The sequence below is a fragment of the Pseudomonas sp. p21 genome, from assembly GCF_001642705.1.
Lineage (GTDB): Bacteria > Pseudomonadota > Gammaproteobacteria > Pseudomonadales > Pseudomonadaceae > Aquipseudomonas.
Genome location: NZ_LWBV01000002.1, coordinates 916,029 through 935,000, shown reverse-complemented (window position 1 = coordinate 935,000; position 18,972 = coordinate 916,029). Strand labels below are relative to the sequence as shown.

Sequence of the window (18,972 nt, the reverse complement as noted above, 5' to 3'; positions counted from 1 at the left end):
TAACTAATTGATTTACAAGAAGTTTTACGCTTCGACTACGTCAGAAGTGGGGCGCATTATAAGGGGATTCCAAACCGCGTCAACCCTTAATTTCAAGAAACCCTGATATCGCCAAAAAGCAAAGCGGGGAGGCCTGACGGCCTCCCCGCTTTTCACCAAGGCCGGACGCCCTTAAAGCACGCCGGCACTGCGCAGCCGTTGCACCTCACCGGCATCCAGCCCCAATACATCCTCCAGCACCACCTCGGTATGCTCACCCAGCAGCGGCGGCGCCCGACGGTACTCCACCGGCGTCTCCGACAGCCGTATCGGGCTCGCCACCTGCGGCACACTTCCCGCCAACGGATGCGGAATGTTCACCGCCAACCCACGCGCCAGCACCTGCGGGTCCTGGAACATCTGCGCCAGGTCGTTGATAGGCCCGCACGGCACCCCTGCAGCCTCCAGCTGGCTCACCCACTGCGCCGTGGTCTTGAACACCGTGGCCTGGCGGATCAGTGGAATCAGCTCGGCCCGGTTGGCCACCCGCAGCTTGTTGGTAACGAAACGTGGATCGTCCGCCCATTGCGGCTGCCCGGCTACTTCGGCGAACTTGCGGAACTGGCTGTCGTTGCCCACGGTAAGGATGAAGTCGCCATCTGCCGTCGGGAAATCCTGATAAGGCACGATATTGGGGTGCGCATTACCCAGGCGACGAGGCGGGCTGCCCGTGGTCAGGTAGTTCATGGCCTGGTTCGCCAGGCAAGCCACCTGCACATCGAGCAACGCCATGTCGACATGCTGGCCCACCCCGGCCTGCTCCCGATGGGCGAGGGCAGCGAGGATCGCCACCGTGGAATACAGTCCAGTAAGGATATCGGTCAGCGCCACCCCCACCTTGACCGGCCCCGCACCTTCTTCACCCTCCGGACGGCCGGTCAGGCTCATCAGCCCGCCCAGCCCCTGGATCATGAAGTCATAACCCGCGCGCTTGGCATAAGGCCCGGTCTGGCCAAACCCAGTGATGGAACAATAGATAAGCCGCGGGTTGATCGCCTTCAGGCTCTGATAGTCCAGGCCATAAGCAGCTAACCCACCTACCTTGAAGTTCTCGATGACGATATCGGACTTCGCCGCCAACTCACGCACCAGGCGCTGCCCCTCGGCCTGGGTGAAGTCGATGGTCACCGAGCGCTTGTTGCGGTTGGCCGACAGGTAATAGGCCGCCTCACTGGTGTTCTCACCCTCGGCATCCTTGAGGAAGGGCGGCCCCCACGAGCGGGTATCGTCACCACTGCCAGGGCGCTCGACCTTGATCACATCGGCACCAAGGTCAGCGAGAATCTGGCCAGACCATGGGCCGGCCAGCACGCGAGAGAGGTCCAGCACCCGCAGATGTGATAGCGCGCCCATGGGCTGGCTCCTTATCAATAGAAGGCCTGGATACCGGTCTGCGCACGCCCCAGGATCAGTGCATGCACATCGTGAGTACCTTCATAGGTGTTGACCACCTCCAGGTTGACCAGGTGACGGGCCACGCCGAACTCATCGGAAATGCCATTGCCACCCAGCATGTCACGCGCCATGCGAGCAATATCCAGCGCCTTGCCGCAGGAGTTGCGCTTCATGATCGAAGTGATCTCCACTGCAGCCGTGCCTTCGTCCTTCATCCGCCCCAGACGCAGGCAGCCCTGCAGCGCCAAGGTGATTTCGGTCTGCATGTCGGCAAGCTTCTTCTGGATCAACTGGTTGGCAGCCAACGGACGGCCGAACTGCTGACGGTCCAGTGTGTACTGACGCGCGGTGTGCCAGCAGGCTTCGGCGGCACCCAGCGCACCCCAGGAGATGCCATAGCGGGCAGAGTTCAGGCAGGTAAACGGGCCTTTGAGGCCGCGCACATCCGGGAAGATGTTTTCCTCTGGCACGAACACGTTGTCCATGACGATTTCGCCAGTGATCGAGGCGCGCAGGCCAACCTTGCCGTGGATCGCCGGGGCACTGAGGCCCTCCCAACCCTTTTCCAGGACAAAGCCGCGGATATCACCCGCATCATCCTTGGCCCAGACCACGAATACATCGGCGATCGGGCTGTTGGTGATCCACATCTTGCTACCGGTCAGGCGGTAGCCGCCATCAACCTTCCGCGCGCGGGTGATCATCGAGCCCGGGTCGGAGCCGTGGTTAGGCTCGGTCAGGCCAAAGCAACCGATCCACTCGCCGCTGGCCAGCTTGGGCAGGTACTTCTGCTTTTGTGCCTCTGTACCGAACTCGTTGATTGGCACCATCACCAGCGACGACTGCACGCTCATCATCGAGCGGTAACCCGAGTCGATACGCTCTACCTCGCGAGCAATCAGGCCATAGCACACGTAATTCAGGCCACTGCCACCGTATTGCTCGGGAATGGTGGCGCCCAGCAACCCCACCTCACCCATTTCACGGAAGATCGCCGGGTCGGTCTGCTCATGACGGAAGGCCTCGAGCACACGCGGGGCCAGCTTGTCCTGGGCGAACTGATAAGCGCTGTCACGCACCATGCGCTCTTCTTCAGTGAGCTGCTGATCGAGCAGCAGCGGGTCGATCCAGTTGAAGCTTGCTTTACCGGCCATGAGCGAAATCCTCGAAATAGGGGGCAGTTTTCTTGTGCCTTTGAGCCTAGGCCTGATCGGCCGTCGGGACAAACGAGGATTGCGCACCAATTAGTGATAATTTGTCACTTCGTAAATCGGCAAAACGCCATATTGACAGCCTTACGAGTGAGGTTGACGTACATGCGCCGCAAGATCCCCAGTACCGCCGCCCTGGTTTGCTTCGAGGCGGCGGCGCGCAACGAGAGCTTTACCAAGGCCGCCCAGGAACTCGCCCTGACCCAAGGTGCCGTCTGTCGGCAGATAGGTGGCCTGGAAGCCTTCCTTAATGTGGAACTGTTCCGCCGCTCGCGCCGCGGCGTGAAGCTGACCGAAGCCGGCCTTTCCTACAGCCGCCAGGTGGCTGCCCAACTGGACGCGGTAGAGCGCGACACCTTGTCGGTAATGCGCCAGCAGGGCGCCAACGTGATCGAACTGGCCGTGGTGCCCACCTTCGGTACCCAGTGGCTGCTACCGCGGCTCAAGGACTTCCAGCAGCGCCACCCGGAGGTCACGGTCAACCTCACCAACCGCACCCGGCCATTCCTGTTTGCCGACACCACCTTCGATGCTGCCATCTACTTCGGCGATGCCGACTGGTCCGGCACACAGTCGCACCGGCTGATGGGGGAAAACCCGGTTCCGGTGTGCAGCCCGGCGCTGCTGGGCGGGCAGGGTGCGCTCGACGCGCAGCGCATTGCACAATTGCCACTGCTGCAGCAGAGCACGCGCCCCTATGCCTGGCGGCAGTGGTTCGGCAGCGTCGGCATGAATGTGGAGCGCGACATGACAGGCCCGCGCTATGAACTATTCTCGATGCTCGCCCAGGCGGCCATGCATGAGATGGGCATCGCACTGATTCCGCCGTTCCTGATCCAGCGCGAGTTGGAGGAGGGTAGGCTGGTGGTCGCTAACAGGCATGCCCTCAGTAGTGACAAGGCCTACTATCTGATGATTCCGGAGCGCAAGGTGGAGTCGGCTTCGCTGCGCGCCTTCCGCGACTGGCTGCTGAGCCAGGCTCAGACGTACACGGCGAAGACTTAGGGAAGCGCGACAAATTGACCCCGTAGTCAATTATTTTAAACACCTACAGATATATGTATTTGTCGCATCTACATAAACTGTTATGCAGGTGCAAAAATCCTCTTTAACCCTGCTTACGGCGCGGCTTTGCGGGTTATTTTGCGACATTCACCAAGCCGTAAGCGAATTGACCGCAAAATTTTTGATTTTTTCTCCTACTCTGCCAATAGCCTATGTTTGACGCGCTGCAGCCTGACCGTTGCGACATACGGTCACAGGGTGACTTGTAGTTTTGACTTCGTTTCGCTCCAGAATCGGTTGAAGGCCCCCGGCTTCGTCTGCAAAATGCTTCGCCCGCCCGGGATTCGGCGGGTCGGCGCTCCACAGCCGCCCCAGCGCACCATCCGAAGTGCGCTGGCTTTTACAAAGACAAAAGGTCACCGCAGGAGAAATAGTCGTGCACATTGGTGTTCCTCTCGAGACGCAGACCGGTGAGACAAGGGTCGCTGCGACCCCAGAAACCATCAAGAAACTGATTGGCCAGGGCCATCAGGTCACCGTCCAACGGGGGGCAGGGCTCAACGCCAGCATTCCGGACAGTGCCTATGAGGCCGTGGGCGCTTCCCTGGGGAGTACAGCCGATGCCTACGGCGCCCAATTGGTGCTCAAAGTGGTCGCCCCCAACGACCAGGAACTGGCCCTGATCAACAGTGGCAGCCTCCTGGTGGGCATGCTCAACCCCTTCAACAGCGAGCTGATTGGCAAGATGGCCAAGCGCGGCATTACCGCGTTCGCCCTGGAAGCCGCGCCACGCACCTCGCGGGCGCAGAGCCTGGACGTGCTGTCATCGCAGGCCAACATCGCCGGTTACAAGGCGGTGTTGCTGGCTGCCCATCACTACCCACGCTTCATGCCCATGCTGATGACCGCCGCCGGTACCGTAAAGGCCGCGCGCGTGCTGATCCTGGGCGCGGGCGTTGCCGGCCTGCAGGCCATTGCCACGGCCAAGCGCCTGGGTGCGGTGATCGAGGCGTCCGACGTACGCCCGGCCGTGAAGGAGCAGATCGAGTCGCTGGGCGCCAAGTTCATCGACGTGCCCTACGAAACCGATGAGGAGCGCGAGTGCGCCGAAGGTGTTGGCGGTTACGCTCGGCCAATGCCGGCCAGCTGGATGCAACGCCAAGCCCAGGCCGTGCACGAGCGCGCCAAGCAGGCGGATATCGTCATCACCACTGCCCTGATCCCGGGGCGCAAGGCACCGACCCTGCTCAGCGCCGAAACCGTCGCGCAGATGAAGCCCGGCTCGGTGGTCATCGACCTCGCAGCGGCCCAGGGTGGCAACTGCCCGCTGACCGTCGCCGACCAGGTGGTACAGGAGAACGGCGTGATCATCGTCGGCCCGACCAACCTGCCGGCCCAGGTGGGCGCCGATGCCTCGGCGTTGTATGCCCGCAACCTGCTGGACTTCATGAAGCTGCTGTTCGACAAAGACGGCGCGCTGGTCATCAACCTCGAAGACGACATCGTCGCGGCCTGCCTGATGTGCCGTGATGGCCAGGTCGTCCGCAAGAACGGCTAAGGAGCACGACAATGGAAGACATGCTGATTTCCCATGGCATCTACAACCTGATCATCTTCGTGCTGGCCATCTATGTGGGCTACCACGTGGTGTGGAACGTTACCCCGGCGCTGCACACGCCGCTGATGGCCGTGACCAACGCCATTTCGGCGATCGTCATCGTCGGCGCCATGCTGGCCGCAGCCCTGACCGTGACCCCGGCCGGCAAGCTGATGGGCACCCTGGCGGTGGCCCTGGCCGCGGTCAACGTGTTCGGTGGCTTCCTGGTCACCCGTCGCATGCTTGAGATGTTCAAGAAGAAAACCAAGAACGAGGCGCAGAAGTAAGCATGAGCATGAATCTGGTAACGCTCCTCTACCTCGTCGCCTCGGTGTGCTTCATCCAGGCGCTCAAGGGCCTGTCGCACCCGACTACCTCGCGGCGCGGCAACCTGTTCGGCATGATCGGCATGGGCATCGCCATCGTCACCACGGTCGGCCTCATTTATAAGCTCGGGGCTGAGCTTGCGACTGCCGGTATCGGCTACGTCATCGTTGGCTTGCTGGTCGGCGGCACCGCCGGTTCGATCATGGCCAAGCGCGTAGAGATGACCAAGATGCCGGAGCTGGTCGCCTTCATGCACAGCATGATCGGCCTGGCTGCGGTGTTCATCGCCATCGCCGCGGTGCTGGAACCGCAATCGATGGGCATCGTTGCCGCCATGAGCGACCCGATCCCCACCGGCAACCGCCTGGAGTTGTTCCTCGGCGCGGCCATCGGTGCCATTACCTTCTCCGGTTCGGTGATCGCCTTCGGCAAACTGTCGGGCAAGTACAAGTTCCGCCTGTTCCAGGGCGCACCGGTACAGTTCGCCGGCCAGCACAAGTTGAACCTGATCCTCGGCCTGACCACCATCGCCCTGGGCCTGCTGTTCACCTTCACTGGCCACTACAGTGCCTTCACCCTGATGCTGGTCCTGGCCTTCATCATGGGCGTGCTGATCATTATTCCGATCGGGGGCGCCGACATGCCGGTGGTGGTGTCGATGCTCAACAGCTATTCGGGCTGGGCCGCGGCCGGTATCGGCTTCTCGCTGAACAACTCGATGCTGATCATCGCAGGCTCCCTGGTCGGCTCGTCCGGTGCGATCCTCTCGTACATCATGTGCAAGGCGATGAACCGTTCGTTCTTCAACGTCATCCTCGGTGGCTTCGGTGGTGATACCGATGCCGGCGCGGCACAAGGCTCGAAAGAGCAGCGCCCGGTGAAGTCCGGCTCGGCCGACGATGCCACCTTCCTGCTCAGCAACGCCGACAGCGTGATCATCGTCCCGGGCTACGGCCTGGCGGTGGCACGCGCCCAGCACGCGCTGAAGGAACTGACCGAGAAGCTGACCCACAACGGCGTGACCGTGAAGTACGCGATTCACCCGGTGGCGGGCCGTATGCCCGGGCACATGAACGTGCTGCTGGCCGAGGCCGAAGTGCCGTACGACCAGGTGTTCGAGATGGAAGATATCAACGCCGAGTTCGGCCAGGCCGATGTGGTGCTGGTGCTGGGCGCCAACGACGTGGTCAACCCGGCGGCGAAGAACGATCCCAAGTCGCCAATCGCCGGCATGCCGATCCTCGAAGCGTTCAAGGCCAAGACCATCATCGTCAACAAGCGCTCCATGGCCAGCGGCTACGCCGGCCTGGACAACGAACTGTTCTACCTCGACAAGACCATGATGGTGTTCGGCGACGCCAAGAAGGTCATCGAAGACATGGTCAAGGCGGTGGAGTGACACCTGTCGCTGCAAACCAGCTGATATAAAGGAAGCCCCGGTCAGAATCTGCCGGGGCTTTTCTTTTATTGATCCGGATCAACGGCTCTATTCCAAGCCTTCTCATACGACCATGGTCGCGGGACGGCAAGGGGCGAAGTCTCTAGACTGCGCTGCAGTAGTTTCAGTAGCCCGAGATAACAATCCATGTACCGTGATCGTATCCGCTTGTCCTCCCTGCACAGCAAGGTAATGAGTGCGGCTGATGCCGCTGGTCTGATCGAGGACGGCATGACCGTCGGCATGAGCGGCTTCACCCGCGCCGGCGAAGCCAAGGCCGTACCACATGCACTGGCCGAACGTGCCAAGCAGTCGCCACTGAAAATCAGCCTGATGACCGGCGCCAGCCTGGGCAACGACCTGGACAAGCAACTGACCGAGGCCGGCGTGCTGGCTCGCCGCATGCCGTTCCAGGTCGACAGCACCCTGCGCAAGGCCATCAACGACGGCCAGGTGATGTTCATCGACCAGCACCTGTCGGAAACCGTCGAGCAACTGCGCAACCAGCAGCTGAAGCTGCCGGACATCGCGGTCATCGAAGCCGTGGCCATCACCGAACAAGGCCATATCGTACCAACCACCTCGGTGGGCAACTCGGCCAGCTTCGCGATCTTCGCCAAGCAGGTGATTGTCGAGATCAACCTCTCGCACAACACCAACCTCGAAGGCCTGCACGACATCTATATCCCGACCTACCGCCCGACCCGCACGCCAATCCCGCTGGTCAAGGTCGACGACCGTATCGGCAGCACCGCCATCCCGATCGACCCGGCCAAGATCGTCGGCATCGTCATCAGCGACCAGCCGGACTCGCCGTCCACCGTACTGCCGCCGGATGACGAAACCCAGGGCATCGCCGACCACCTGATCAACTTCTTCAAGAAAGAAGTCGAAGCTGGCCGCATGACCAACAAGCTTGGCCCGCTGCAGGCCGGTATCGGCAGTATCGCCAACGCAGTGATGTGCGGCCTGATCGAGTCGCCGTTCGAAGACCTGACCATGTACTCCGAAGTACTGCAGGACTCCACCTTCGACCTGATCGACGCCGGCAAACTGAGCTTCGCTTCGGGCAGCTCGATCACCTTGTCGACCCGCCGCAACGCCGACGTGTTCGGCAATCTGGAGCGTTACAAAGACAAGCTGGTGCTGCGCCCGCAAGAAATCTCCAACCACCCGGAAGTCGTCCGTCGCCTGGGCATCATCGGTATCAACACTGCGCTGGAGTTCGATATCTACGGCAACGTCAACTCCACCCACGTCTGCGGCACCAAGATGATGAACGGCATCGGTGGCTCGGGTGACTTCGCCCGTAACGCCCACCTGGCCGTGTTCGTCACCAAGTCGATTGCCAAGGGTGGCGCGATTTCCAGCGTGGTGCCGATGGTCAGCCATGTCGACCACACCGAGCACGATGTGGACATCCTGGTCACCGAGCAAGGCCTTGCCGACCTGCGAGGCCTGGCGCCACGCGAGCGGGCCCGGGCGATCATCGACAACTGTGTGCACCCAGACTACCGCGCGGCACTGAACGACTACTTCGATCGTGCCTGCCAGCGTGGCGGCCACACCCCGCACATCCTGCGCGAAGCCTTGAGCTGGCACGAGAACCTGGAAGAAACCGGGCGCATGCTGGCTAGCTGATCCAGATGTGGTACGGAACGGCGGCCCTGCTTCCGCTGTTCCGGGCTCTTCGCGGGCTTGCCCGCGAATGGGCCATAACAGTCAAACCCTTTCATCAACACCTCCCGCCGCGATTTGCAACATAATCTGTACTACTGTACTGGTGTTTTCACACCTTACTGGCTGAGAAATTCCCTTCCTCGAATCAAAACGCACCAAATAAGTGCGGACCAGTACAGTTACGCCAGTTTCGGGTGCAACAGTAGGGTTACACAGTTAACTGGACCATCGTCTTTCAACTGAACTGTATCTACTGTTATGGACGACAGAGGAGGATCATTGGCATCAGTTAAATCACTACCTAATCCCGCCATAAGCGGAAGGATGAAACATCATGGAACGTACCCTCAGTTCCGGTCTGGTTTTTGAAAGCAACGCCCAACAATCCAACGCTTCGCTGCCGCTGCGCGCTCTGTCCACCCTGCTGCTGTGGCAGCGCCGCATGGCCAGCCGCCGTCAACTGGCTCGCCTGGACGCCCGCCTGCTGGCCGACGCCGGTATCAGCGAGTCGCAGCGTTACGAAGAGCTGAGCAAGCCTTTCTGGCGCTAAGCTCCGGCTTGCCGGCTTCGGCCGGCACCGCGAATTCCCGAAACCCGTTGCAGGTGACTGCGACGGGTTTTTTGTTTGCAGGCCGCATGACAGAGCCTTTCCGCAAACCGACCTATACAGTTTGTGAAATACAAAAATATACATGTACAGTTCATGAGCGCGCTGTTCATTAACATCCAGAAACACCGGCGCGTGATACGCTTGGTTCAACAGTCTGGTAGAACGCACTGTTGAAAGTACCGCGACGAGCTGTGTGAGCGTCCGATAAACAGAACCACCCAACCCTAGTCCAGGAGTCCACGATCATGTCCCGCAAATACCTGATTGGCGCCGCTCTGATGCTGAGCCTGGCCGGCACCGCAAACGCCACCAGCTTCGTTGTCACCACTGACGCCGTCGTTGGCGCAGTGGCCGCGTCCACCGATGCCACTTCCGATATTTCCTCCTCGTTCCGTGACGACAAGATCGTCCAGGCCGCCCGTGACGACGCCGCCAGCTTCGTTGGCAGCCAGGGCGACATCCGCGGCGCCAAGCTGGAAAGCGCTTTCCTGCACATCCGCTCGCAGATGCCTGCCCTGCAGGCCAGCGACGCGCAACTGGCCCAGGCCATCCTGGCGCTCTGACCCCGGCTGAACCGTTCAGCTGTGCTGGTCACTACCAGCACAGCCGTACCCACCTTTGCCGCCCACGTTTCCAGCTGTCGTAGAGCCCATGCGTTATCTGTTGCCGTTGCTGTTCTCCGTTGTTGGCATGGCCAGCGCCCACGCCATGGATACCACCACGCAAAGCCTGGTCATCACCGGCTATGTCACCAGTCAGGTCACCACCGCACCGTTCGACCGCAAACTGGTCCGCCAGGCCCACGACGATGCCGCTGCCTTCGTCGCCAGCGACGGCCAGATCCGCGGTGCGCGGCTGGAAGCAGCGCTGGAATCATTACGCCACAATTACGCACGGCATACCGTCGGCGATCTGGAACTGGCGCAGGCAATTCTCGTCCAATAACTACATCTGACTCCCTGTATTTTTCGGAGATGCTCCATGCGTAAACCGCTGATTGCCGCTACCCTCGGCATGCTGCTGCTGGCCGACCTGGCCCAGGCACAGACCCTGGTGGCCACCAGCAATATCATCGTGCGAGCCTTTGGCCGCTCGATCGATTTCACCTCTGACACCACCACCTCGATCCGCGACTCCAAAGTGGTGCGCGAAGCCCACGACGACGCCGCCAGCTTCGTCGCCAGCAACGGTGACATCCGCGGCGCCCAGCTCGAGGCGGCCTTCAACACTCTGCGCGAGCGCGTACCGCAAGCGCGCGACGCCAGCGACCAGGTACTGGCCGAAGCCATCCTCGCGCTGTGAACCGCGTGCGCGCCTGGCTGCTCGGCTGCGCCCTGACGCTGCTCGGCACGCCCGCCCTGGCCGACCTGCAGCTCGAGCTGCAGGCGTCCGGCCTTGAGCCGCAGCAGGCCCAAGCCACCCAGGCCCTGCTCGACGAGGCCGTTGGCAAGCTGCCCCCTCACTTCAAGCAACAGCTGAACCGCCGCGTGCGGGTCAGCTGGAGCGACAACATGCCCGCCGATGCCTATGGCCAGGCATCGCTGGTGTCCACCCTCGAGCTCAATCGCCGCCTGCTGCCCCGCCTCACCGATGGCAGTGCCGCCACCGAGCGCACCAACCGCCCGCATGGCACGGTGCGTGAAGAACTGCTGGCCACCGTGCTGCACGAGCTCACCCATATCTACGATCGCGCCCGGCTGTGGCCCAGCGCCGAAAACGCGCTGATCGCACGCTGCAAACGCCAGCAGGGTACGTTGGGCAAGGTCGGCCTGCCCGAGGCATGCCGTGGCCAGGCCGAGCGCCGCTTTACCCTCAGCGACGACCCGCGCCTGCTGGACCTGGCCGGGTGGCAGCAGTACGTGGGCCGACGCGGCGAGCGCGAACAGCACAACGGCCAGTTCGTGCGCAGCCCCGACAGCTATGAGCTGAGCAGCCCCAAGGAGTACATCGCGGTCAACATGGAGTATTTCCTCCTCGACCCGAGCTACGGTTGCCGCCGCCCGGCGCTGAACCAGTACCTGCGCGAGCACTTCGGCTGGGCACCGCAACAGGACAGTTGCGCCAAGGGCCTGCCGTTCATCAATGCCGGCAGCGACTTCGCCCGCCAGCCGCTGGGCGAAATCGACCCCGAGCGGGTCTATGAGGTGGATTACCTGCTGGCCGAAGCCAACCAGAACCTGGTCAGCCGCTGGGGCCACAGCATGCTGCGCCTGGTGATCTGCAAGCCGGGCCGCCCACGCGGGCCGGACTGCCGCCTGGACCTCGACCAGAGCCTGGTACTGTCGTACCGCGCCTTTGTCAACGATGTGCAGCTTTCCAGCTGGGACGGGCTGGTCGGTGCCTACCCCTCGCGGCTGTTCGTGCTGCCGCTGGGCCAGGTGATCGACGAATACACCAAGACCGAACTGCGCAGCCTGGCCTCGGTGCCCTTGCGGCTCAGCCGCGACGAGATCGAGAATCTGGTGCGCCAGGCCGCCGAAATGCACTGGAGCTACGACGGCAACTACTGGTTCCTGTCCAATAACTGTGCGGTGGAGTCGTTGAAGCTGCTGCGCAGCGGCACTGCCAACCCACGCCTGAACGACCTCGACAGCATCATGCCCAATGGCTTGCTGGCCGTGCTCAAGGGCAGGGGGCTGGCCGACACCAGCGTGCTCGACAACCCCCGCGAGGCGCTGCGCCTGGGTTATCGCTTCGACTCCTACCGCGACCGTTACCAGGCCATGTTCGAGGTGTTGAAGAAACAGTTGCCAATCAAGCAGGCCAAGGTCGAGGACTGGCTGGCTCTGGACGCCGAGCAACGTCGGAGCTGGTTCGCCCAGGCCGACCTGCGCACCAGCGCCGCCTTGCTGCTGCTTGAACAGGCCAGCTTGCGCCGGCAACTGCTGCTGGCCCAGGACGAGGTCAAGCAGCGCTACCTGAATGCCGCCGCGCGGAACGATGGCAGCGTCAGCAAGGCCGATGCGACCCTCCGGCAGATGCTGGCCAACAGTGGCTTCCTCAGCCGCCCGGCAGAGTTGCTCGATAGCAAAGGCTACGGGCTGCCGCAGCCGCAGGAGCGCAAGCACCTGGAGCAGGTCAGCAGCGAGCGGCAGGCGCAGTTGCTGCGTTTGAGCACGAGCCTGGACAAAGAGGTGAGGGCGCTGCTGGAACCATCGCGAGCCAGGGAAATTGCGGCGGTGGAGGCCAATGTGAAGCAGGTGGGCGAACATCTGCGGGCACTGCACAAGGCCGCCGGTGGCCTGCAATTGTAACGACCATTGTGCCGGCCTCTTCGCGGGCATGCCCGCTCCCACAGGATCTGTACAGCACCTGAGATCTGCGCCGTACCTGTGGGAGCGGGTTTACCCGCGAAAGGGCCAGCACAGACAGCACAAGGCCTACAGGTTCTCCTCCGCCTCCGAAGGCAAATCCTCATCCAGGTGTAACCAAGGCAACCGGCTACCCACCCAGATATGCCGGTTGGCCCTGACCCGCTCAGGGTGGTCCAGGGTCGCCACCGTTATATCCACCGTGTCCGGGCTATGCGTGGTCACCAGCGCCACATGCGCCCCGCAATGCCCACAGAAGTACCGGCTGCAACTGGCCGGCGCCACATAGCAGTTCGGCTTGCCCGCCAACCACCGGAACCCCGAGCGGGGCAGGGTGAGCCAGGTAACCACCAGCCCGCCGCTGACCCGCCGGCAGATCGAACAATGGCAGTGGGCAATGTCCGTCAGGTCGCCCTCCAACTGATAACGCAAGGCGCCACAATGGCAGCCACCCTCGGTCACCTCCTGCATCACCTACCTCTCGTCGCCTTTGCTTCGGCGAAAGCTGGCTGAAAGCTTGCCCTCATAGGATAGCCCCCACTACCGGCACAAGACCGGTCAGCCAGGGCACCCGGTAACTACCGGGCCCGGCCCAATCAACAACAACAATGGTGATTCTGATGTATTCCTGTGCCCGACTTTCCGTAGCCCCCCTCCGCATGCTCCCCGCACAGCGCCATACGCGCTGATCCGCCCGAATCGACTTTCCTTTCGCCGCGCCACGCCTGGAGTACTGCCATGCTGACCTTCCTCGGCTTTGCCATGGTCATCACCTTCATGTACCTGATCATGACCAAGCGCCTGTCGGCCTTGATCGCGCTGATCCTGGTACCGATCCTGTTCGCCCTGTTCGGCGGCTTTTCCGCCAAGATCGGCCCGATGATGCTCGAGGGCATCAGCAAGCTCGCGCCTACCGGCGTGATGCTGATGTTCGCCATCCTCTACTTCGCCCTGATGATCGACTCCGGCCTGTTCGACCCGGCCGTGCGCAAGATCCTCAAGCTGGTCAAGGGCGACCCGCTGAAAGTCTCCGTCGGCACCGCAGTACTGGCCCTGGTGGTCTCGCTCGACGGTGACGGCGCCACCACCTACATGATCTGCTGCGCCGCCATGCTGCCGATGTACAGCCGCCTGGGCATGAGCCCGCGGATCATGGCCGGCCTGATCATCCTCGCCGGCGGAGTGATGAACATGACCCCCTGGGGCGGTCCGACCGCCCGTGCCGCCAGCGCCCTGCACGTGGACCCGTCGGACATCTTCGTGCCGATGATCCCGGCCATGCTGTTCGGCGTGCTGGCGATCCTGGTCATTGCCTACATGTACGGCAAGCGTGAGCGTGCCCGCCTGGGCGAGTTGCACCTGCCCACCGACGACATCGATCACAGCGAAATCACCGTTTCGCAGTATCCGGACGCACGCCGGCCTAAACTGCTGTACTTCAACGGCGCCCTGACCGCCGCCCTGATGGTCGCGCTGATTGCCGGTGTGCTGCCGCTGCCGGTGCTGTTCATGATCGCCTTCAGCATCGCCATGATCGTCAACTACCCGTGCCTGCAGCAGCAGAAAGACCGCATCGCCGCCCATGCGGGCAGCGTGCTGGCGGTCACCGGGCTGATCTTCGCCGCCGGCATCTTCACCGGGATCCTGTCGGGCACCGGCATGGTCGACGCCATGTCCAAGAGCCTGCTGGCGGTCATCCCCGAGGCGCTGGGCCCGTACCTGGCGGTGATCACCGCGATCGTGAGCATGCCGTTCACCTTCTTCATGTCCAACGACGCGTTCTACTACGGCGTGCTGCCGGTGCTGGCCGAGGCTGCCAGCCACTACGGCATCAGCCCGGTGGAAATGGCCCGTGCGTCGATCGTCGGGCAGCCGGTACACCTGCTCAGCCCCTTGGTACCCTCCACCTACCTGCTGGTAGCCCTGGCCGGCATCGAGTTCGGCGATCATCAGCGCTTCACCTTGAAGTGGGCAGTACTGGTGTGCCTGTGCATAATGCTCGCCGCGCTGCTGATGGGCATTTTCCCGCTGTTCAGTAGTCTCTAATAAACGCGTATTACCCTAACGCGACGCGCCCCTGATTCGGGCGCGTCGCCTTTACCGTTCGAAGGAAAACACATGGAATGGCTGACCAGCCCGGAAATCTGGGTTGCCTTTTTTACCCTTACCGCGCTTGAGATCGTCCTCGGTATCGACAACATCATCATGATCTCGATTCTGGTCAGCCGCATGCCCAAGCACATGCAGCCGCGCACCCGGATCTTCGGCCTGGCCCTGGCCATGGTCACCCGTATCATGCTGTTGCTGTCGATCACCTGGGTCATGCGCCTTACCGCCGACCTCTTCGTGGTGTTCGGCCAGGGCATCTCCGGGCGTGACCTGATCCTGTTCTTTGGTGGCCTGTTCCTGCTGTGGAAAAGCTCGCAAGAGATCTACCACGGCCTGGAAGGCGAGGACGAGAACCCGGAAGAGCCGAAAGGCGCGGGTGGCAAGTTTTTCTATACCATCATCCAGATCGCCATCATCGACATCGTGTTCTCGCTGGACTCGGTGATCACCGCGGTGGGCATGGTGTCCCACGTACCGGTGATGATCGCCGCGATCGTCGTCGCCGTGCTGGTGATGATGCTGTGCGCCGGCACCATCAGCGATTTCATCGACAAGCACCCGTCGCTGAAGATGCTCGCATTGTCGTTCCTGATCGTAGTCGGTACCGTGCTGATCGCCGAAGCTTTCGACGTGCATGTGCCCAAGGGCTACGTCTACTTCGCCATGGCGTTCTCGCTGGCGGTGGAAGCCATCAACATCCGCATGCGCACCGCCCTGGCCCGCAAGAACGGCAAAGAGCATGAGCCTGTGAAACTGCGCAAGGACATTCCGGGTCAATAAGATCAGGAAGTGCAGGACACAAAGGGCCCTTCGGGGCCCTTTTTCATGCCCGGATTACTGAATTCTGCCGTTTGCTGTACTGGCCTCTTCGCGGGCACAGGCAATCATTCATTTCCCATGTGTTTCAAATCACAGACAGCCATGCGAAGCTGGCGACAGCTACGCAAAACAACTAAAGCTTTGAGTGAGCACTGAAAATTATTCAAACGCTCACGCTTCGTCTCTTGGTCCGCTGGGCCAATGCAACAGGGGGCCGTCGCCATGCTGACCCTGCTCAACCTGCTCTCGGCCGTTACGCTTCTGGTCTGGGGCACCCATATCGTGCGTACCGGCATCCTCCGGGTATTCGGCTCGAGCCTGCGGCGCATCATCAACCAGAACATGAACAAACGCCCGCTGGCGTTCGTCGCCGGTATTCTGGTCACGGCCATGGTGCAAAGCAGCAACGCCACCGCCATGCTGGTCACCTCGTTCGTCGGCCAGGGCCTGATGGCCATGACCCCGGCATTGGCAATCATGCTCGGCGCCGATGTGGGTACTGCGCTGATGGCCCGGGTGCTGACCCTGGACCTTTCCTGGCTGTCGCCACTGCTGATCTTCCTGGGTGTGATCTTCTTCCTCTCGCGCAAGCAGACGCGGGCCGGCCAGCTGGGCAGGGTAGGCATCGGGCTTGGCCTGATCATCCTGGCATTGGAGCTGATCGTGCAGGCAGCTACGCCGATAACCCACGCCCAGGGCGTGAAAGTACTGTTCGCCTCGCTGACCGGCGACATCATGCTCGACGCCTTGGTCGGCGCGCTGTTTGCCATGATTTCCTATTCCAGCCTGGCCGCCGTGCTGCTCACCGCGACGCTGGCCGGTGCCGAAGTGATCAGCCTGCCGGTGGCCATCGGCCTGGTGGTCGGCGCCAACATCGGTAGCGGGCTGCTGGCCTTCATCAGCACCAGCATGCAAAACGCCGCCGGGCGCCGGGTGGCCCTGGGCAGCCTGCTGTACAAGCTGATCGGCCTGCTGCTGATCATCCCCGTGCTGCACCCGCTGGTGAGCTGGATGGACTCACTGAGTTTCAGCCCGCAGGAGCTGGTCATCGGCTTCCACCTGCTCTACAACACGCTGCGTTGTCTGATCATGCTGCCCACGGTCAAACCCATGGGCCGGCTGTGCAACGCCCTGCTGCCCGAACGGGAAAACGGCAACGGCCAGATACGCCCGCGCCACCTCGACACCTCGGCGCTGGAAACACCCAGCCTGGCCCTGGCCAACGCATCCCGCGAAACCCTGCGCCTGGGCGATATCGTCGACAGCCTGCTCGAGGCCATGCTCGGAGCCCTGCGTGGTACCCAGACCGCTTTGCCGCAGCAGGTCCGTGCCCTGGGCGAGGACGCCGAAGCCTTGTACAGCGCGATCAAGCTGTACCTGGCGCAGATGTCGCGTGAAGACCTCAGCGAACAGGACAACCGCCGCTGGGCAGAAATCATCGAGCTGGCAATCAACCTCAAGCTGGCCTGCGACCTGATCGAGCGCATGCTACGCAAGGTCCAGCAGCAGAAAACCAGCCAACGCCGGGAATTCTCCCAGGTGGGCCTGGAGGAGCTGACAGGCTTGCAGGAACAGTTGCTGGCCAACCTGCGCCTGGGCTTGTCGGTGTTCCTCAGTGCCGACCCGGAAAGCGCCCGCTTGCTGCTGCGGGAAAAACGCCGTTTTCGCGCCCAGGAACGGCGCCTTGCCCACGCCCATGTCAGCCGCCTGCAGCGCAAGGTAGTGCAAAGTATCGAGACCAGTTCGCTACACTTGGAGCTGATCGCCGACATGAAACGGTTGAACTCTTTGTTCTGTAGCAGTGCCTATGTGGTACTGGGCGGCTCGGACACGGGCGGGCTGATGCTCGACAGCGTGCCGGACGAAGCCCGTCTGCCGTGATTTCGCCTACCTGAGGACCCAAGCTCGCCCATGCGTTGCCTGATGTTCGTTTGCCTGCTGATCTGCAGCCTGCCCTCATTCGCCCTCGACCGCTCGCGGGTTGAAGGTTACCTGTTGCCCAATGGCCTGCAGGTCATCCTGAAAAACGGCTATGAACGGGACCATGTGGCGATTCGCCTGGTGGTCGGCGTCGGCCTGGATGACTTCAATTGCGAGCAGAAAGAGCTGCCGCACCTGCTCGAACACCTGCTGTTCAGCGGCATCGACGAAACCGGCGAGGGTGGCCTGGAAGAGCGCCTGCAATCGCTGGGTGGTGAATGGAACGCCTACACCAGCAGCGCCGACACCACCTTCGTCATCGAAGCCCCGGCGCGCAACCAGCGCAAAATCCTCGACCTGCTGCTGGCGGTGATCCACGACACCCGCATCGATGCCAAGGCCCTGGCCACCGCCAAGCGCATCATCGAGCGCGAGGATGGCGGCCACTATGGCCACCTGCAGCGCTGGCTCGACCGCCAGGACATCGGCCACCCCGCCAGTGACCAACTGGCCACAGAATTGGGCCTGAAGTGCCCGGAGCGCTCCAACCTCGACGACATGACCCTGGAGCAGGTGACCACCTTGCGTGACCGCTGGTATGCGGCCAACAACATGACCCTGATCGTGGTCGGTGGTCTCGACCGCCTGCTGCCGGCCTACCTGGAGCGCACCTTTGGCGAACTGCCCGCCACCGAGCCGGAGGAACGCCGCACCCTGGAAAGCATCGGCCAGCAAGCTGAACAGCGCCGCAACCTGACCCGCGGCTGGCTGGGTGACAGCGTCAAGCTGCACTGGCTGTTCGTCGAGCCGGTGCTGGACAACGACCACCAGGCCACCCTCGACCTGCTGTCGCACTACCTGGACTGGGCGCTGTACGACCAGCTGCGCCTGCGCAACGGGCTGTCCTACGGCCCCTCGGCAAAACGCGAAAGCTTTGGCGACACAGGCCTGCTCAGCCTCAACGCCGACCTGGAGCGCGAGGACATCGACCAGGCGGTCGAGGTGATGCAGAAGTTGTTCGACCACCTGCGCAAGGAAGGCCTCGACCCGGACACCTTCGAGCGTATCAAGTACGCCAGCGTCGCCAAGGAAAGCTGGAGCACCCAGGGCAACAGTGCCTTGGCCGACTACTACTGGGGTGCACTGAACGACTATAGCGACGGGCGTTTTGCCAACCCGGTGCGCAAGCTGCGCCAAGTCAGCCTGGCGCAGGCCAACGCGGCGCTGAAGCAGCTGCTCAAGGAAGATGGCTATGTGCGTATCGAGAAACCGTTGCTTGGCTATGATGAGCTCTACGGGCTGGTTGCGGTGCTGTTGGGGCTGATCCTGGCAGCGGGGCTGTTGCGCTGGCGTCGGCATGGTCCGGAAAAGCCGGGCGGTGCTACACGCGAGTAGTGAAACGACGGTATCCTTTTGCCAGTACCGGCCTCTTCGCGGGCACGCCCGCTCCCACAAAGTTCAGTGACAACCCGGACCCTGTGGGAGCGGGCGCGCCCGCGAAGAGGCCAGCA

General features: G+C 62.3%; 17 protein-coding genes. 14 read left to right on the top strand and 3 right to left on the bottom strand.

From position 1 onward, the window contains the following. Nucleotides 1-171 precede the first annotated feature (171 nt). Both A4C63_RS09225 and A4C63_RS09220 read right to left on the bottom strand, forming a co-directional pair. A complete protein-coding gene (locus A4C63_RS09225) occupies nucleotides 172-1,392 on the bottom strand; it encodes a CaiB/BaiF CoA-transferase family protein (RefSeq protein WP_063912398.1) in 1,221 nt (406 codons plus the stop codon). 14 nt (nucleotides 1,393-1,406) lie between these two features. Beyond that, nucleotides 1,407-2,588 (bottom strand): acyl-CoA dehydrogenase, encoded by a 1,182-nt coding sequence (locus tag A4C63_RS09220; protein WP_016712875.1) that lies wholly within the window; start codon nucleotides 2,586-2,588, stop codon nucleotides 1,407-1,409. Between the two features lie 162 nt (nucleotides 2,589-2,750). Here A4C63_RS09220 and A4C63_RS09215 point away from each other — a divergent pair, with 162 nt between their 5' ends. From A4C63_RS09215 to A4C63_RS09170, 10 genes are all read left to right on the top strand, one after another. Then, nucleotides 2,751-3,650: a LysR family transcriptional regulator gene (locus A4C63_RS09215; RefSeq protein WP_063912397.1), complete on the top strand. Its 900-nt coding sequence runs from the start codon at nucleotides 2,751-2,753 to the stop codon at nucleotides 3,648-3,650. 436 nt (nucleotides 3,651-4,086) lie between these two features. Then, a complete protein-coding gene (locus A4C63_RS09210) occupies nucleotides 4,087-5,208 on the top strand; it encodes a Re/Si-specific NAD(P)(+) transhydrogenase subunit alpha (RefSeq protein WP_063912396.1) in 1,122 nt (373 codons plus the stop codon). 11 nt (nucleotides 5,209-5,219) lie between these two features. After that, complete coding sequence (locus A4C63_RS09205; protein ID WP_003256966.1) at nucleotides 5,220-5,534, top strand: NAD(P) transhydrogenase subunit alpha; 315 nt, start codon at nucleotides 5,220-5,222, stop codon at nucleotides 5,532-5,534. A 2-nt stretch (nucleotides 5,535-5,536) separates the two neighbouring features. After that, nucleotides 5,537-6,973, top strand: coding sequence for an NAD(P)(+) transhydrogenase (Re/Si-specific) subunit beta (locus tag A4C63_RS09200; RefSeq protein ID WP_063912395.1), 1,437 nt, complete (start codon nucleotides 5,537-5,539; stop codon nucleotides 6,971-6,973). Between the two features lie 186 nt (nucleotides 6,974-7,159). Then, nucleotides 7,160-8,653: an acetyl-CoA hydrolase/transferase family protein gene (locus A4C63_RS09195; RefSeq protein WP_024087961.1), complete on the top strand. Its 1,494-nt coding sequence runs from the start codon at nucleotides 7,160-7,162 to the stop codon at nucleotides 8,651-8,653. A gap of 373 nt (nucleotides 8,654-9,026) precedes the next feature. Further along, entirely contained in the window at nucleotides 9,027-9,242 is a 216-nt protein-coding gene (locus A4C63_RS09190; RefSeq protein WP_003256968.1) for a DUF1127 domain-containing protein, read from the top strand. A gap of 305 nt (nucleotides 9,243-9,547) precedes the next feature. Beyond that, nucleotides 9,548-9,865: a DUF2388 domain-containing protein gene (locus A4C63_RS09185; RefSeq protein ID WP_025337247.1), complete on the top strand. Its 318-nt coding sequence runs from the start codon at nucleotides 9,548-9,550 to the stop codon at nucleotides 9,863-9,865. Between the two features lie 88 nt (nucleotides 9,866-9,953). Next, complete coding sequence (locus tag A4C63_RS09180; RefSeq protein ID WP_063912394.1) at nucleotides 9,954-10,247, top strand: DUF2388 domain-containing protein; 294 nt, start codon at nucleotides 9,954-9,956, stop codon at nucleotides 10,245-10,247. A gap of 36 nt (nucleotides 10,248-10,283) precedes the next feature. Continuing rightward, nucleotides 10,284-10,604, top strand: a complete 321-nt coding sequence (locus tag A4C63_RS09175) for a DUF2388 domain-containing protein (protein WP_003256970.1) — start codon at nucleotides 10,284-10,286, stop codon at nucleotides 10,602-10,604. Then, the gene (locus tag A4C63_RS09170) at nucleotides 10,601-12,556 is read left to right on the top strand and encodes a DUF4105 domain-containing protein (protein WP_063912393.1); all 1,956 of its coding nucleotides are present in this window, start codon (nucleotides 10,601-10,603) and stop codon (nucleotides 12,554-12,556) included. Before A4C63_RS09175 ends, A4C63_RS09170 begins: the two co-directional genes overlap by 4 nt. 126 nt (nucleotides 12,557-12,682) lie before the next feature. Here the strand turns inward: A4C63_RS09170 and A4C63_RS09165 are convergent, their stop codons facing one another. Continuing rightward, complete coding sequence (locus tag A4C63_RS09165) at nucleotides 12,683-13,084, bottom strand: GFA family protein (RefSeq protein WP_063912392.1); 402 nt, start codon at nucleotides 13,082-13,084, stop codon at nucleotides 12,683-12,685. 267 nt (nucleotides 13,085-13,351) lie between these two features. Between A4C63_RS09165 and A4C63_RS09160 the strand changes: the two genes are divergently transcribed. The 4 genes from A4C63_RS09160 (at nucleotide 13,352) to A4C63_RS09145 (ending at nucleotide 18,856) form a co-directional block, all read left to right on the top strand. Then, nucleotides 13,352-14,659, top strand: a complete 1,308-nt coding sequence (locus A4C63_RS09160) for a CitMHS family transporter (protein ID WP_063912391.1) — start codon at nucleotides 13,352-13,354, stop codon at nucleotides 14,657-14,659. A gap of 72 nt (nucleotides 14,660-14,731) precedes the next feature. Further along, nucleotides 14,732-15,502: a TerC family protein gene (locus A4C63_RS09155; RefSeq protein WP_063912390.1), complete on the top strand. Its 771-nt coding sequence runs from the start codon at nucleotides 14,732-14,734 to the stop codon at nucleotides 15,500-15,502. A 261-nt stretch (nucleotides 15,503-15,763) separates the two neighbouring features. Continuing rightward, on the top strand, nucleotides 15,764-17,422 hold the full coding sequence (locus A4C63_RS09150) for a Na/Pi cotransporter family protein (protein WP_063912389.1): 1,659 nt from the start codon (nucleotides 15,764-15,766) through the stop codon (nucleotides 17,420-17,422). Between the two features lie 30 nt (nucleotides 17,423-17,452). Further along, nucleotides 17,453-18,856 (top strand): pitrilysin family protein, encoded by a 1,404-nt coding sequence (locus A4C63_RS09145; RefSeq protein ID WP_063912388.1) that lies wholly within the window; start codon nucleotides 17,453-17,455, stop codon nucleotides 18,854-18,856. The last annotated feature ends 116 nt before the right edge of the window (nucleotides 18,857-18,972 follow it).

What these genes read in the sequence shown, in the direction of transcription:
- A4C63_RS09160 (WP_063912391.1), top strand. Translation starts at nt 13,352, where the DNA reads ATGCTGACCTTCCTCGGCTTTGCCATGGTCATCACCTTCATGTACCTG.
- A4C63_RS09155 (WP_063912390.1), top strand. Translation starts at nt 14,732, where the DNA reads ATGGAATGGCTGACCAGCCCGGAAATCTGGGTTGCCTTTTTTACCCTT.
- A4C63_RS09175 (WP_003256970.1), top strand. Translation starts at nt 10,284, where the DNA reads ATGCGTAAACCGCTGATTGCCGCTACCCTCGGCATGCTGCTGCTGGCC.
- A4C63_RS09205 (WP_003256966.1), top strand. Translation starts at nt 5,220, where the DNA reads ATGGAAGACATGCTGATTTCCCATGGCATCTACAACCTGATCATCTTC.
- A4C63_RS09145 (WP_063912388.1), top strand. Translation starts at nt 17,453, where the DNA reads ATGCGTTGCCTGATGTTCGTTTGCCTGCTGATCTGCAGCCTGCCCTCA.
- A4C63_RS09220 (WP_016712875.1), bottom strand. Translation starts at nt 2,588, where the DNA reads ATGGCCGGTAAAGCAAGCTTCAACTGGATCGACCCGCTGCTGCTCGAT.
- A4C63_RS09215 (WP_063912397.1), top strand. Translation starts at nt 2,751, where the DNA reads ATGCGCCGCAAGATCCCCAGTACCGCCGCCCTGGTTTGCTTCGAGGCG.
- A4C63_RS09225 (WP_063912398.1), bottom strand. Translation starts at nt 1,392, where the DNA reads ATGGGCGCGCTATCACATCTGCGGGTGCTGGACCTCTCTCGCGTGCTG.
- A4C63_RS09180 (WP_063912394.1), top strand. Translation starts at nt 9,954, where the DNA reads ATGCGTTATCTGTTGCCGTTGCTGTTCTCCGTTGTTGGCATGGCCAGC.
- A4C63_RS09185 (WP_025337247.1), top strand. Translation starts at nt 9,548, where the DNA reads ATGTCCCGCAAATACCTGATTGGCGCCGCTCTGATGCTGAGCCTGGCC.
- A4C63_RS09200 (WP_063912395.1), top strand. Translation starts at nt 5,537, where the DNA reads ATGAGCATGAATCTGGTAACGCTCCTCTACCTCGTCGCCTCGGTGTGC.
- A4C63_RS09165 (WP_063912392.1), bottom strand. Translation starts at nt 13,084, where the DNA reads ATGCAGGAGGTGACCGAGGGTGGCTGCCATTGTGGCGCCTTGCGTTAT.
- A4C63_RS09190 (WP_003256968.1), top strand. Translation starts at nt 9,027, where the DNA reads ATGGAACGTACCCTCAGTTCCGGTCTGGTTTTTGAAAGCAACGCCCAA.
- A4C63_RS09195 (WP_024087961.1), top strand. Translation starts at nt 7,160, where the DNA reads ATGTACCGTGATCGTATCCGCTTGTCCTCCCTGCACAGCAAGGTAATG.
- A4C63_RS09150 (WP_063912389.1), top strand. Translation starts at nt 15,764, where the DNA reads ATGCTGACCCTGCTCAACCTGCTCTCGGCCGTTACGCTTCTGGTCTGG.